Here is a 14,075-nt window from a genome sequence, read left to right on the forward strand (position 1 = left end):
GGGGATTAGGATGTTCCTACGAACGGGACTCGGCGGCGCCTCCCGGTGCTGCCGGTGCACGGCGTCGACCCGCAACGGTGCGGTGGTGCCCCGCCGCTTCCGGTGCGGACCCGGAACGAGGGAGTGAGGTGCGGGTGCTGCTGAGCGATCTCCTCTCCGACCAGGAACTCGGGCTCGTGCCGCTGACCGGTGCCGACCGGATGGACCGGCCGGTGCGCGGCGTCTACATCACCGACCTGCTCGACCCGCGCCGCTACCTCGCGGGCGGGGAGCTGGTGCTCAGCGGCCTGGTCTGGCACACCGGCCCGGCCGATTCGGAGGCGTTCGTCGCCGCGCTCGCCGACGCCCGGGTCGCCGGGCTCGCCGCGGGCACCGCGCGGCTCGGCCGCGCTCCCGACGACCTCGTGGCCGCGTGCCGCCGGTACGACGTCCCGGTGTTCGAAGTGCCGCTCGCGGTCAGCTTCAACACCCTCGCCGAGCGGGTCCAGCGGCGCGCCGCCCCGCGCCGGGAGCTGGTGTCGGCGGTCGCCTCCGGGGCGGACCTGGACGGGGTGCTGCGGCTGGCCGCCGCCGAGTGCTCCGCCGACTGCTGGGTGCTGTCGTCGGTGGGCCGGGTGGTCGCCGGGACCGCCGAGCTGCCGGCGGAGGCCCGCGCGGCGGCGCTGCGCGCGCTGGCCGCCGGACCGCCGCCCGCGGCGGTGCCCACCGGGCACGTGCTGTGGCCGGTCGCCTCGGTCGGCGGTCCGCCCGCCGCCCGCTGGTCGGTGCTGGTGCGCGGCGACCTGGACCGGTGGGACGCCGAGCAGGAGGCCGTGGCCACCGACCTGGGCACCGCGGTCGCCCTGGTCCGGGGGCGGGTGGACGAGGCCCGGCGGATCGCGGGCCGCTCGGTGGAGGCGGCGCTGCGCAGGCTGCGGGAGGGCACCTCGACCCCGGCCGAGGTCGCCGCCGGGCTGGAGACCGCGGGGCTGCCGGTGGACGAACCGGTGCGCGCCGCGGTGCTCGACGCCGGGGACGCCGCCGCCTCCACCGCCGTGCTCCGCGAGCTCGCCGCCGCGACCGGGCTGGCCTCGGTCTGCGCCGCCACCGGCGGCACCGCCACCGCGCTGTTCGTCGACGACGCCGCGCACCTCGACGGGCTCGCCGACCGGCTGCGGCGGCTGCTCGCCGACGCCGAACCCGCGCTCGGCGCGGACGCCCTCGCGGTCGGGCTCAGCGACGCGGGGCCCGCCTCGGGGCTGCGGGGCGCGCTGGAGGAGGCCGGGCACGCGCACCGGCTGGCCGCCGCGCGCACCGGTCCGGGCCGGGCGGTGCTGGTCGGCGCGGGCGAGCTGGCCTCCCACGAGGTGCTGCTCGCCACCGTCCCGGACGAGCTGCGCGGCTCCTACCGGCAGCGGGTGCTCGGCCCGCTGGTCGACTACGACCGCGCGCACCACACCGAACTGGTGCGCACCCTGCGGGTGTTCCTGGACTGCTCGGGGTCCTGGTCGCGCTGCGCGCAGCGGTTGCACCTGCACGTGAACACGCTGCGCTACCGGATCCGGCGGATCGAGGAGATCTGCGGCCGGGACCTCACCGGCTTCGCCGCGCGGGTCGACGTCTACCTCGCGCTGCGGCTGGACGACCACGCACCGCGCTGATCCGGACACGCTCGGCGGCCTCGCGGACGCGCCTGGTCCGCGCCCCGCGTGGGAGTGCTCACAGTTGCCGCCGCGACCTCGGGAGCAGGCCCGGAGCCGTTCGAAATCCGGCAACGCGAGGGGTACCGTGCATGGTCGTCCTCGCGCTTCACGGGCCACTCGCCCAGTGCACATCCGCCACGAACCACCCGAGACGGAGGTACCGGGATTGACCGATCTGTCCGCCACCGCGAGCGTGACGGACCGCCTGAGCGGCACCGCCGAGGCGGCGGGTCCGGCAACGGATCCGATCGTGCAGTTCCTGGACCGGCACCAACCCGAAACCCCTTGCCTGGTCGTGGATCTCGCCGTGGTCCGGGAGCGCTACCGGCAGTTGCGGAGCGCGTTGCCGGACGGGCGGATCTGCTACGCGGTGAAGGCGAATCCCACGCCCGAGGTGGTCGGCGAGCTGGTCGCGCTCGGCGCGTCCTTCGACGTCGCCAGCCCCGGTGAGATCGACCTGTGCCTGGCGCTGGGCGCCGCACCGGAGGACATCTCCTACGGCAACACCATCAAGAAGCGCCGCGACGTCGCCCGCGCCCACGCCCAAGGCGTCCGGATGTTCGCCACCGACAGCGAACCGGACCTGCGCGTGCTCGCCGAGGAGGCGCCCGGGGCGCGGGTGTTCTGCCGGGTGCTGGTGGACAACACCGGTTCCCGCACGCCGTTCGGCAAGAAGTTCGGCTGCTCGCCGGAACGCGCCGCGGCGCTGCTGCGCCTCGCCGGGGAACTCGGGCTGGACCCGTGGGGCGTGTCGTTCCACAGTGGATCACAGCAGCTCGACCCCGCCGCCTGGGAGCACGGGATCGCCGCCGCGCGCCGGGTTTTCGACGCCGAACCGGGGCTGCGGATGGTCAACCTCGGCGGTGGGCTGCCGGCCGCCTACACCGACCAGGCACCGCCGCTGGCCGACTACGCCCGGCGCATCGAGGAGTCCCTGACCCGGCACTTCGGCGACCGCAGGCCCGAACTGCTCGTCGAACCCGGCAGGCACCTCGTCGGCGACGCCGGGGTGCTGCGCAGCGAGGTCGTGCTGGTCAGCGAGTCCGACGAGCACCGCTGGGTCTACCTCGACATCGGCCGCTACAACGGGCTGGCCGAGACCGAGGGCGAGGCCATCACCTACCGGCTGCGCACCGACCGCGACGGCGACCCGACCGGTCCGGTGGTGCTGGCCGGTCCCACCTGCGACGGTGACGACGTGCTCTACCAGCGCACCCGCTACGAGCTGCCGGTGACGCTGCGCGGCGGCGACCGGGTGGACCTGCTCAGCGCGGGCGCCTACACGGCCAGCTACTCGTCGGTGAGCTTCAACGGTTTCGCGCCGCTGCCCACCTACTGCGTCGACGGCGACGAGCGGCGGTGACCGCCGCGTCCTCGACGCGTCCCTGCCCGCCGGGAATTCTGCGAAACGATGGGAGGTCGATAGATGTCCGTTGACACCGGGACGCCCCTGGTCGGTCTGTTCACCGGCCAGCACGTCCTTGCCGAGCTGGAGGGCGTTGAACCGGAGCTGCTCGACGACGAGCAGTTCCTGCGGGACACCCTGGGCACCGCGCTCAGCGAGTCCCGTGCCACCGTGTGCGAGATGATCGCCAAGCGGTTCGAGCCGCAAGGTGTCACAGTGCTGGCACTGCTGTCCGAATCCCACGCTTCGCTGCACACGTACCCGGAGGACGGCTCGATCTTCATCGACGTCTTCACCTGCGGGAACACCGCGCAGCCGGAGCGGGCGGTCGAACTGCTCGCCGAGGCGCTCAAGCCGACGACGACGAGCATCCAGACGATCCGCCGCGGACGGGACATCGAACCGTGATGACGCCGTCGAGGCACAGGACTTTCGAGAGGAGCTGGCGTTGATCGAACTCGACGGGCACCAGTGGATCAGCGAACCGGTGGGCGCCGGGCTGCGGCGCCTGTGGCGCGTCGACGAGGTGCTGTGGGAAGGTGACACGCCGTACCAGCACGTCGTCATCGGCCGCACCGAGCAGGGCGTCTCGCTGTTCTGCGACGACGACCGGCAGAGCACCGAGTTCTCCCAGCTCGTCTACCACGAGGCGATGATGGTGCCCGCCTTCCTGCTCGCCGAGAAGATCGAGCGGGTGCTCATCATCGGCTCCAGCGAGGGCGTCGCGAGCCGGATGGCGGTGCAGGCCGGGGCGAGCCGCGTCGACCACGTCGACATCGACGAGCAGTGCGTCCGGCTCTGCGCCGAACACCTGCCCTACGGGTACGACACCGACGAGCTGGCCCGCGCCGAACGCGGTGAAGGCCCCGTCTCGATCCACTTCGGCGACGGCGCCGCCTTCCTGGAGCAGGCGCCGGTCGAGGGCTACGACATCGTGGTCGTGGACCTGCCCGACGAGCGCGCCGACGACGCCGACGAGCAGCACAACCGGCTCTACGGCGAGGACTTCCTGCGCCGCTGCTACGACGTGCTCGCTCCCGGCGGCGTGGTGGCCTACCAGGCCGGATGCCCGACGGTGTGGCGCAACGAGACCCTGATCCGCGCGTACCGCCGGTTCAACCGGGTGTTCGACACCGTCACCTACTTCGGCTCCGACGAGCACGAGTGGGCCTTCCTGTTCGGCCGCGTCGAGCCGATCGACGACCCGACGAACCTCATGCTGGAGAGCTACCCGAAGCTGCGGTACACGCCGGGCACCGTGGACGAGGCCGACCTGATCGGCTCCACGGTACCCCCGTACTCGCTGCGCGGGTGACGTGTAGGTGTTGTGGTTCCGCCGCTTCGCGGTGCGGGTAGCGGAACCTCAGCGGCCTTCTCGCTCCGGGCGCCCTTCCTGATGTACCAAACACGTACACGGCGTCAGGGCGTCCTCGCGAGAAGGCCGCTGAGAACCCGCGGCGGTGCCGGTTGATCAGGTGGGGCAAGGCGGAAGCGGCTTCGCCGCTTGCCTGACGGTGGTCGGGTGCGGGTGGAGCCGTGCCACCCGCACCGCCACGCAAAAGGACCACGGCACGACCACCTCAGCCCAGGTAGGGGTGCAGGCCTGCTCGATCCTCGTCGCGCGGGTCGAACCACTGGTCGAACGCCAGTCCTCGGGAGCGCAGCTCGGCTTCCACCTTGCCGACCTGGACGGTCGTCTCGTCGTCGGCGTCCTCGGGGCGCGGCAGGTCGATCTCGTAGAGCTCCTCGTGCGCGTTGTCGCCGAACGCCTGGTCGGCGAAGGCGGCGAACACCGGTCCGCTCGCGTCCCAGCCGACGAGCTCGGCGGCCTCCAGCACGACGCGGGCCTCGTTGACGATGAGCCGCAGCGCCAGCGCCTCGGCGACCGAGCGCGGCGGGGTCCACCCGGGCTCGGTCAGGCGCGCCGCGACCGCCGCCGAGGCGAGCAGGAACGACCTCGCGAACAGCGAGTCGTAGCGGTTGTCGTAGCAGGGCGGCAGCTCCTCCAGCACCAGCAGCCCCACCGCGTCGGCGACGGTGGCGTTGTTGATCGCCAGCGCGAGCTCGTCGAAGAACACCTCGTCGGTCACCACCCGCACCGCGTGCACCAGTGCGCCCGCGGCCAACCGGGCCCGCTCGGCGGGCTCGCCGGGGCCGGCGAAGGTGTCGACGTCGAAGGCGCGGAGCTGGGCCGACAGCTCGGTGAGCCGGGTGCGCCACTGCTCGACGTCCATCGTGCGGGGCGTTTCGGCGGTGTGCTCCAGGGCTTCCTCGACGGCCGCTTCGAGCTCGTCGTCGGGCCGGACCTCACCCGCGGCGGCCAGGCGCTGGTTGAACTCGTCCTCGGTGATCCGCACCTCCGGGTGCGCCACCGACCAGCCGGTGAGCACCTCGCTCTCGCCGACCAGCTCGTCGAGCACCGAGGCGGCGGCCTGCTCGGCGGCCAGCAGCGACGGGGCGTCCAGCGCGAGCACCACGTTCGCCCCGGTCGGGTGCGCGGTGATCCGGTAGTCCAGCACGTCGATGTCGGCCTCGCCGGGACCGGAGACCCCTTCGACCAGCGCGAGGTGGCGGTCCAGCACCGCCGCGATCCCCTCCTGCTGGAGCGCGTCGAGGGTGACCGCCCCGACCGGCGGCTCCAGTTCCGCCGTCACCGCGTAATCCACCGCGCCTCGCCTTTCTCGTCGTTGCTCGGCATCGTACGTGCTCCACCGTGCGGTGACCCGCCGCGCGGCGTGCGTGCCCGCCGCCCGCCGCACCGCCCCGGTCGGCGATGATGGTCCGCGTGACGACGACTGTGACCGTATTCGGAAGCTGCAACATGGACCTGGTCGCCTACGCCGGCACCGCGCCGTCCCGGGGCGAGACGGTGCTCGGCCGGGAGTTCCGCACGGCCCCCGGGGGCAAGGGCGCCAACCAGGCCCTCGCGGCGGCCAAGGCGGGCGCGGCGGTGCGGATGGTCGGCGCGGTCGGGGAGGACGAGTTCGGCGCCGAGCTCCGCGCGAACCTCGCCGACTCCACTGTGGACGTCAGCGGGCTGCGGACGGTGCCCGGGCGCAGCGGCACCGCGCACATCGTGGTGGACGACTCCGGCGACAACTCGATCGTCATCGTCCCGGCGGCCAACGCGGCGGTGCAGGGGCTCGTCGAGGGCGACGAGGCGCTGCTCGCGAGTTCGTCGTGCGTGCTGCTCCAGCTCGAAACGCCGCTGGACGGGGTGGCGGAGGCCGCCGCGGCCGGGCGGCGCCACGGCGTCCGGGTGGTGCTCACCCCGGCGCCGGCCGCGCCGCTGCCCGCCGAGCTGCTGTCGAATGTGGACCTGCTGGTGCCCAACGAGCACGAGGCCGCGGTGCTGACCGGCCACGACGATCCGCACCGCGCGCTGGCCGCGCTGCTCGAGCTGGTGCCGGAGGTGGTGATCACCCTGGGCGCCCGGGGCTCGCTGTACGGCACCCGGCAGGGCGAAGTGGTGGAGGTGCCCGGCTTCCCGGTCCGCGCGGTGGACACCACCGCGGCGGGGGACACCTTCGTGGGGATGCTGGCGACCGCGCTGGGCGAGGGCGTCGCGATGCCGGAGGCGCTGCGGCTGGCCTCGGCGGCCTCGGCGCTGTCGGTCCAGCGCATCGGCGCGAGCGGCTCGATGCCGAGCCGCCCGGAGATCGAGGCGTTCCTCACCAGCCACTAGGAGGGTGACGCTGACCACCGCGCCACCAGGTCCCCGACCCGCACCGCCGGGGTGCGGTGTCGGGGAGGAGACCCTCCTGGTGGACACCCGAACGATGGCAGCCCCGCCAGGAGGGTGTCGCGGTCACTGAGCGTTGTCGTACGCCTCGACGACCTCGGCCGGAATGCGGCCCCGATCGGAAACCTGCCAGCCCTGCTCCCGGGCCCATTCCCGAATGGCCTGGTTGCGTTCCCGGTCCGCCGTCGTCGGGCTCGACTGCTGCTTGGCGGACTTGCCGCCGGACCGCTTCCGCCCGCCGGTGCGGCGGGCGTTCGCGACGAACGACGCCAGCGAGTCCCGCAGTGCGGCGGCATTGTCGTCGGACAGGTCGATTGTGTAGCTGACGCCGTCCAGCGCGAACTCGACGGTCGTGTCCGCTACGGTGCCGTCGACGTCGTCGACGAGCTGAACGGTGACTTTCTGCGCCACGGTGAGCCTCGATTCCGGATCGTATTCCGCTGGTACCCCCGCCGGAGCCTGCGGCGAGAAACGAGCGAAACGATAAACGATCGAAGGAAGAATGATCCAGCGGGCCGGACCGGTTTTCCGCGGTGTGCGCCAGATTACTTTCTGTTCGCGTTCCGCTCGGTTACGGTGAGTCGTACCGCAGGACTTGGCGGCGTGCAACCGGTCGTGACCCGCACGGCGGTTATCGCCCGCAGCGCGCGCTGTTCTATGGTTGGCGGGGAGACAACAGCGATGCCCGAGCGGATGGGCCGCGGTGGTCGCGGGTGTTCTCACCTGCGGGTGTCGCGGATCGCGAGCGGGGCGCGTTCCGAGACAGGTGATCATGGCCGAGCGGATTCAGGTCGAACTCGTCGACGACATCGACGGGAGCCCAGCGCAGCACACCATCACCTTCGCGCTCGATGGCGTGACGTACGAAATCGACCTGAACGACGAGCACGCTCAGCGCCTCCGGTCGGTGCTCGAACGCTACATCGCGCGAGCGCGGACTCCCGAGCAGGCGGCGCGGGGCGGTAAGCAGCAGGAACGGGAAGAACGAGAAGCCCGTCAGGTCAACAAGCAATTGACCGAGCAGATCCGCGGTGCCGCGCAGCGCACTCGGGACCACCTCAAGGAGAAGGCGCGCGAGGAGTCCCCGGACGATTCCGCGGCCGAGATCGACGCCGCCCACGAGGAACCGGCGCGCGACGAACCGGCGCCCGAACCGCAGCCCGAGGAAACCGGCGAACCCCCGAAGTCGCCCGCCGTCTCGCTCCCGCAGTTCTCCTCCGCCGTCGACTGATCCGTTTCGTCCGGGTTGCGGATCGGGCCCCTGCGTTTCCGGTTGATCACCGAGTGTGGACACACCGCCCTCGGAAGCCATACGGTTTGCGACCGTTGACAACCGAGGTCGTCAGGAGGCGCCGGTGACCGCGCGGTCCAGGTGGTGCGCCGCGGTGGCCGTGCTGGCCGTCACCGCGGCCACCGCGGCGTGCAGCCCGCTGGTCGACGTGGAGCGGACCGCGGCGCAGGAGCGCGCCTCGGTGCAGGCCCCCACGGTGCGCGGGGGAGAGGCGGTGATCGCCCTCGACCAGGAACCCGACCGGCTCGACCCCACGCTGGCCACCACGCTGGCCGGGCGCCAGGTCTTCGCGAGCATGTGCGAGAAGCTCTACGACGTCGACGCCCGGACCCGGGTGGTGCCGCAACTGGCCGCCGCGCTGCCCGAGGTCTCCCCGGACGGGTTGGAGCTGACCATCCCGCTGCGGCCCGGGGTGCGGTTCAACGACGGCACCCCGTTCGACGCCGAGGCGGTGCGCACCAGCCTGGTGCGGCACCTGACCCTGGAGACCTCGGCGCGGCGCACCGAGCTGGCCGCGGTGGAATCCGTCGAGGTCGTCGACCCGCTCACCGTGCGGCTGCGGCTGTCCGAGCCCTACGCCCCGCTGCCGAGCGTGCTCGCCGACCGCGCCGGCATGATCATGTCCCCGGCGCGGCTGGCGCAGCTCGGCGAGGACTTCGCCGACGACCCGGTCTGCGTGGGCCCGTTCGACTTCGTCGAGCGCGTGCAGCAGGACCGCATCGTCCTGGAGCGCAGCGAGCACTACTACGACCGCGAGCAGGTGCAGCTCGACCGGCTCGTCTACCGCGCGGTGCCCGACGACAACATCCGGCTGGCCAACCTGCGCTCCGGCGAGTACGACGTGATGTGGGAGGTGCCGACGCCGCAGGTGCCGATCGTGGCCCGGGAGAAGGGCGTGGTGCTGCTCAACCAGCCCTCCATCCAGTACCAGGGCCTCACCGTCAACATCCGGAACGTGGGCGGCGAGACCGGCGAGGTGACCGGCCCGCTGGCCGACGACCCCCGGGTCCGGCAGGCGCTGTCGCTGGCCATCGACCGGGAGATGCTCACCCGCATCGCGTTCAACGGGCTCTACCGCCCCGCGTGCGGGCCGATCCCGCCGACCAGCGAGTTCGCCACCCCGGCGACGCAGACCTGCCCGCCGCACGACCCGCAGCGCGCCCGGGAACTCCTCGCCGAGGCCGGGGTGCGCACCCCGGTGCGCTTCGAGCTGATGCTGGCCAACTCCCCGACGAACAGCCGCGTCGGCCAGATCGTCCAGGCGATGGTGGCCGAGGCGGGCTTCGAGGCAGTGCTGCGCCCCACCGAATCGACCACCGCCATCGCGGCGGGCAAGGAAGGCCGGTTCGAGGTGTTCCAGATCGGCTGGTCCGGCCGCCCGGACCCGCACGGCAACATCGCGGTGTTCCACACCGAGGGCTCCAGCCAGAACTACAGCGGGCACTTCACCCCGGAGACCGATGCGCTGATCCAGCAGGCCGCCGCGGAGCAGGACGTGGCCGCCCGCACGGCGCTCTACGAGCGGATCGTGCAGGACCTCCAAGCCCGCAACAACGTCATCTACCTGTGGCGACCGCAGTACTACACCGCGCACTCCACCGGGATCGCCGGCGTGGTCGTCAACCCCGACGGGATCATCCGGATGAAGACCGCCGGGCACGTGGCGGGGAGCTGACATGACCGCGAACTACGCCCTCAACCGCATCCTGCAGTCGCTGGTGACCCTGGTGCTGGTGTCGCTGGTCGTGTTCGCCGGGCTGCGCGCGCTGCCCGGCGACCCGGCGGCGGCCATCGCCGGGGTCGAGGCCGACGAGGCCGCCGTGCAGGCCGTCCGCGAGGAGTACGGCCTGGACCAGCCGCTGCCCGTGCAGTACGCGAGCTGGATCGGCCAGGTGCTGCGCGGCGACTTCGGCGAATCCACCAGCACCGGCCTGCCGATCGGCGACATCCTGCTCGAACGGATCCCGGTCACCCTCGAACTCGCCCTGCTGAGCCTGCTGTTCGCCGCGCTGATCGGGTTGACCACCGGGGTGCTCGCGGCGGTCCGGCGCGGCGGCGTGCTGGACTGGCTCGGCAACGGCGTCTCGCTGTTCGGCCTGTCCATCCCGAACTTCTGGCTCGGCCTGCTGTGCGTGCTGGTGTTCGCGGTGTGGCTCGGCGTGCTGCCCGCGTCGGGTTTCGTGCCGTTCGCGGAATCGCCGATCGAGAACCTGGAGCGGATGCTGCTGCCCGCCTTCGTGCTCGGCAGCGGGCTGGCCGCGGTGCTGATGCGCCAGATGCGTTCCTCCATGCTGGACGCGCTGACCGCCGACTACGTGCGCACCGCGCGGGCCAAGGGCGCGGGCGGGGTGCGGGTCGTGGGGGTGCACGCGCTGCGCAACAGCCTGATCACCGTGCTCACCATCCTCGGCTTGCAGCTCGGCGGCTTGATCTCGGGCGCGGTGGTCACCGAGCAGATCTTCGTGCTGCCCGGGTTCGGCAAGCTCATGGTGGACGCCGTGTTCACCCGGGACTACCCGGTGATCCAGGCCGCGGTCCTGGTCAGCGCGGTCGGCTACATCGTGGTGAACCTGCTGGTCGACCTGCTGTACTCGCTGGTCGATCCGCGGATCCGGGTCCGAGGAGGTACCGCATGACGCAGTCGGTCGCCGACCTGCCCGCGGCGAGCGGTTCCGCCCGGGTGCTGCGCAGGTTGCTGCGGCACCGCACCGGGGTCCTCGGCCTGGTGCTGTCCGCGGCGCTGGTCCTGGTGGCGCTGCTGGCGCCGGTGCTGTCCCCGGACGACCCCGCCGCGGTGGACTTCGGGCGGGTGCTCGCCGAACCCGGCACCGCCTCCTGGCTGGGCACCGACGAGCTCGGCCGCGACCAGTTCTCCCGCGTGCTGCACGGCATCCGCGCCTCGATGTTCGTCGGGGTGCTCGCGGTCGCGCTGGCCGTGCTGGTCGCGGTGCCGCTCGGGCTCGTCGCCGGGTACTACCGCGGCGCGGTGGACGCGGTGGTGTCCCGGCTGACCGACACCCTGCTGGCGTTCCCGTTCCTGGTGCTGGCCGTCGGGCTCGCCGCGGTGCTCGGACCCTCGCTGACCAACGCCGCCATCGCCATCGGGCTCTCGCTGGTGCCCAACCTGATCCGGGTGGCGCGTTCCGAGACGCTGCGGCTCACCGGCGAGGCCTACGTGGACGCCTGCGTCGCGGCGGGCGCGCGCCCCGCCACCGTGCTGGGGCGGCACGTGCTGCCGAACTCGGTCAACGCGCTGCTGATCCAGATCACCGTGATGATCCCGCAGGCCATCATCAGCGAATCGCTGCTGTCCTTCCTCGGTCTCGGCGTGCAGCCGCCCACCCCGTCGCTGGGCGTGATGCTCTCGGCGGCGCAGACCTACTTCGCGCAGGCGCCCTGGCTGGTGGTCTTCCCCGGGCTCACCGTGGTGATCGCCACCCTCGCCTTCAACCTGCTCGGCGACGGGATGCGCGATGCCCTCGACCCGAAGGGGAACCGATGAGCGACCCGGTGCTGTCCTTCTCCGGCCTGCGCGTGCGGTTCCGCACCGAGGACGGCGTCGTCGAGGCGGTCCGGGGCGTCGACTTCGCCGTCGAACGCGGCGAGATCCTCGCGCTGGTCGGCGAATCCGGTTCCGGCAAGAGCGTCACCGCGATGTCCGCGCTGGGACTGCTGCCGCCGAACGCCGAGGTCACCGGCAGCATCCGGCTCGGCGAGCGGGAGCTCGGCGAGCTCGACGCCCGGTCCTGGCGGCGGGTGCGCGGCAAGGACGTCGCGATGGTGTTCCAGGAACCCATGACGTCGCTGAACCCGGTCTTCACCATCGGCTGGCAGCTCGTCGAAGCGGTCCGGCTGCACACCGACGCCTCGCGGGCCCAGGCGCGGGAGCGCGCGGTCGAGCTGCTCGGGCTCGTCGGGCTGCCCGAGCGGAGCAGGCTGGGCTACTACCCGCACCAGCTCTCCGGCGGCCAGCGGCAGCGGGTGATGATCGCGATGGCCCTGGCCTGCGAACCCGACGTGCTCGTCGCCGACGAACCGACGACCGCGCTCGACGTCACCGTCCAGGCCGAGATCCTCGCCCTGCTCCGCGACCTGCGCGACCGGCTGGGCATGACCGTGCTGCTGATCACGCACGACATGGGGGTGGTCGCCGACCTCGCCGACCGGGTGGTCGTGATGTACCGGGGCGAGGTCGTCGAGCAGGCGCCGGTCGACCGGTTGTTCCGGGAACCCGCGCAGACCTACACGGCCGGCCTGCTCGCCGCGGTGCCCCGGCTCGACGTCTCCGGCGGCCCCGGACCGCAACCCGCGGACGAACCGGTGCTGGAGGTCGAGGACCTGGTCAAGGCCTACGGCGGCACGCCGGTCGTGGACGGGGTCTCGCTGCGGGTGGACCGCGGCGAGGTGGTGGCGCTGGTCGGGGAGTCCGGATCGGGCAAGTCCACGGTGGGCCGTTGCGCGACCCGGCTGACCACGCCGACCTCGGGCCGCGTCCGGATCGCCGGGCAGGACATCACCCGGCTCCCGGCGCGGCGGCTGCGGCCGGTCCGGCGCCGGATCGGCATCGTCTTCCAGGACCCGGGTTCGTCGCTGGACCCCCGGCTGAGCATCGGCGACAGCATCGCCGAACCGCTGCGCCTGCACCGCGCCGGTGCTCGGCCGGAACGCGAGCGGCGGGTGCGCGAACTCCTCGACGCCGTCGAGCTCGGGGCCTCGATGCGCGACCGCTACCCGCACGAGCTCTCCGGCGGTCAGCGGCAGCGGGTCAGCATCGCCCGCGCCCTGGCGCTGGAGCCGGAACTGCTCATCGCCGACGAACCGACCAGCGCGCTCGACGTCTCGGTGCAGGACGCGGTGCTCGAACTGTTCCTGGACCTGCAGCGGCGCCTGTCCTTCGGGTGTCTGTTCATCAGCCACGACCTCGCGGTGGTGAACATGCTCGCGGCGCGGGTCGCGGTGATGCGGCGCGGTCGGATCGTCGAGCAGGGCGACCGGGCCCGGGTGCTCGGCGAGCCGGAGCACCCCTACACCCGCGCACTGCTGGACGCGGCACCGGTGCCGGACCCCGAGGCGCAGCGCGGCCGTCGGCTCGCGGCGGGCTGACCGGCCCCGGACGAGCGGACCGCACCGCGGCGGGCGCGGTGCGGTCCGGAAGCCAGGTCAGTCGTCGGCGCGGTGCCGTCTGCTCCGCGAGCGGGAACCGGACGTCGCCTTGCCGGCTTTCGCGGTCTCCGCCTTCGAGCGGTTGCTCCGCTCGGTCAACGCGGCGGCGAACTCCGGCGGGGAGCTCTGCCCCCAATCGGTGTCCTCCGGATCCATCAGCGTCTCGCGCAGCTCGGTGTAGATCGGCGTCGAGTCCAACTGCCACCCCCGTTCTGACCGGATGCCCGGGAGGCTACCGGCGCGATCTGATCACCACCCACCGTCGCGGGATGACCCACTCGAACGTGGGGCATCGGCCCGCACGCGCGGAGATGCCGGGCTGAGCTGCGGCGATGCGAAAAGAGGGGGGTGGGTGAACGGGGGGTTCCGGGGGTGTGTAAATTAGTCCAGGCCAGCGCGGAACGGGCCGGGAAACGGACCGGGTGCTGGCGGGGATGGCGAACCAAGCTCCTGCTTTCGGGTGGTAGAGTGGGCTGTCCGTTGAGAACTCGATGCGGTGGCGTGAAGCGGCCGGGATGAACGGGGACCCCCCGGGAAAGCCGGTGTTTCGGGCCTGCTAGGGTGATCAGCACCGAAACGACATGGGAATTGCTCCCCTCGACTGCATGCTTGGGTGTGTGGTTGTGGTGTGGGTGTGTTCTTTGAGAACTCAACAGCGAACTGTTTTTGGCTAGTGTTCATGATTTGAACAGCCCCTTTGTTTGGGGTTTCTTTGAGTATGACGCTCACCGGCCTTCCTTTTTTGTGGGGGTGTGGTTGGAGTGTCTGCTGGGATTGTTTCAACAGTCATTG

General features: G+C 72.2%; 13 protein-coding genes. 10 read left to right on the plus strand and 3 right to left on the minus strand.

The window, feature by feature from the left end; all coding sequences use genetic code 11:
- The first annotated feature begins 128 nt into the window (after positions 1-128).
- The 4 genes from ABD976_RS13895 (at position 129) to ABD976_RS13910 (ending at position 4,402) form a co-directional block, all read left to right on the plus strand.
- A complete protein-coding gene (locus ABD976_RS13895) occupies positions 129-1,640 on the plus strand; it encodes a PucR family transcriptional regulator (RefSeq protein WP_345362983.1) in 1,512 nt (503 codons plus the stop codon).
- Between the two features lie 208 nt (positions 1,641-1,848).
- On the plus strand, positions 1,849-3,045 hold the full coding sequence (locus ABD976_RS13900; RefSeq protein ID WP_345362985.1) for a type III PLP-dependent enzyme: 1,197 nt from the start codon (positions 1,849-1,851) through the stop codon (positions 3,043-3,045).
- Positions 3,046-3,108: 63 nt separating this feature from the next.
- Complete coding sequence (gene speD / locus ABD976_RS13905; protein WP_345362987.1) at positions 3,109-3,495, plus strand: adenosylmethionine decarboxylase; 387 nt, start codon at positions 3,109-3,111, stop codon at positions 3,493-3,495.
- A 40-nt stretch (positions 3,496-3,535) separates the two neighbouring features.
- Positions 3,536-4,402 (plus strand): spermine/spermidine synthase domain-containing protein, encoded by an 867-nt coding sequence (locus tag ABD976_RS13910; protein WP_345362991.1) that lies wholly within the window; start codon positions 3,536-3,538, stop codon positions 4,400-4,402.
- Between the two features lie 265 nt (positions 4,403-4,667).
- On the opposite strand, the gene ABD976_RS13915 is transcribed toward ABD976_RS13910, so the two are convergent.
- Complete coding sequence (locus ABD976_RS13915) at positions 4,668-5,741, minus strand: hypothetical protein (protein WP_345362993.1); 1,074 nt, start codon at positions 5,739-5,741, stop codon at positions 4,668-4,670.
- 131 nt (positions 5,742-5,872) lie between these two features.
- Between ABD976_RS13915 and rbsK the strand changes: the two genes are divergently transcribed.
- Positions 5,873-6,772 (plus strand): ribokinase, encoded by a 900-nt coding sequence (rbsK, locus tag ABD976_RS13920; protein ID WP_345362995.1) that lies wholly within the window; start codon positions 5,873-5,875, stop codon positions 6,770-6,772.
- Between the two features lie 123 nt (positions 6,773-6,895).
- Here rbsK and ABD976_RS13925 read toward each other — a convergent pair whose 3' ends face one another.
- Positions 6,896-7,240, minus strand: a complete 345-nt coding sequence (locus ABD976_RS13925; protein ID WP_345362997.1) for a histone-like nucleoid-structuring protein Lsr2 — start codon at positions 7,238-7,240, stop codon at positions 6,896-6,898.
- Positions 7,241-7,601: 361 nt separating this feature from the next.
- Between ABD976_RS13925 and ABD976_RS13930 the strand changes: the two genes are divergently transcribed.
- The 5 genes from ABD976_RS13930 (at position 7,602) to ABD976_RS13950 (ending at position 13,223) form a co-directional block, all read left to right on the plus strand.
- Positions 7,602-8,060 carry a histone-like nucleoid-structuring protein Lsr2 gene (locus ABD976_RS13930; protein ID WP_345362999.1) on the plus strand — a complete coding sequence of 153 codons (459 nt, stop codon included), beginning with the start codon at positions 7,602-7,604 and terminating at the stop codon, positions 8,058-8,060.
- A gap of 124 nt (positions 8,061-8,184) precedes the next feature.
- Positions 8,185-9,795 (plus strand): ABC transporter substrate-binding protein, encoded by a 1,611-nt coding sequence (locus ABD976_RS13935; RefSeq protein WP_345363001.1) that lies wholly within the window; start codon positions 8,185-8,187, stop codon positions 9,793-9,795.
- Position 9,796: 1 nt separating this feature from the next.
- Positions 9,797-10,756 (plus strand): ABC transporter permease, encoded by a 960-nt coding sequence (locus tag ABD976_RS13940; protein WP_345363003.1) that lies wholly within the window; start codon positions 9,797-9,799, stop codon positions 10,754-10,756.
- Positions 10,753-11,622 (plus strand): ABC transporter permease, encoded by an 870-nt coding sequence (locus ABD976_RS13945; RefSeq protein ID WP_345363005.1) that lies wholly within the window; start codon positions 10,753-10,755, stop codon positions 11,620-11,622. Before ABD976_RS13940 ends, ABD976_RS13945 begins: the two co-directional genes overlap by 4 nt.
- Positions 11,619-13,223 (plus strand): ABC transporter ATP-binding protein, encoded by a 1,605-nt coding sequence (locus ABD976_RS13950; RefSeq protein ID WP_345363007.1) that lies wholly within the window; start codon positions 11,619-11,621, stop codon positions 13,221-13,223. Before ABD976_RS13945 ends, ABD976_RS13950 begins: the two co-directional genes overlap by 4 nt.
- A gap of 57 nt (positions 13,224-13,280) precedes the next feature.
- Here ABD976_RS13950 and ABD976_RS13955 read toward each other — a convergent pair whose 3' ends face one another.
- The gene (locus ABD976_RS13955) at positions 13,281-13,481 is read right to left on the minus strand and encodes a hypothetical protein (protein ID WP_345363009.1); all 201 of its coding nucleotides are present in this window, start codon (positions 13,479-13,481) and stop codon (positions 13,281-13,283) included.
- Positions 13,482-14,075: the final 594 nt, after the last annotated feature.

This window comes from Saccharopolyspora cebuensis (assembly GCF_039542665.1).
GTDB lineage: Bacteria > Actinomycetota > Actinomycetes > Mycobacteriales > Pseudonocardiaceae > Saccharopolyspora > Saccharopolyspora cebuensis.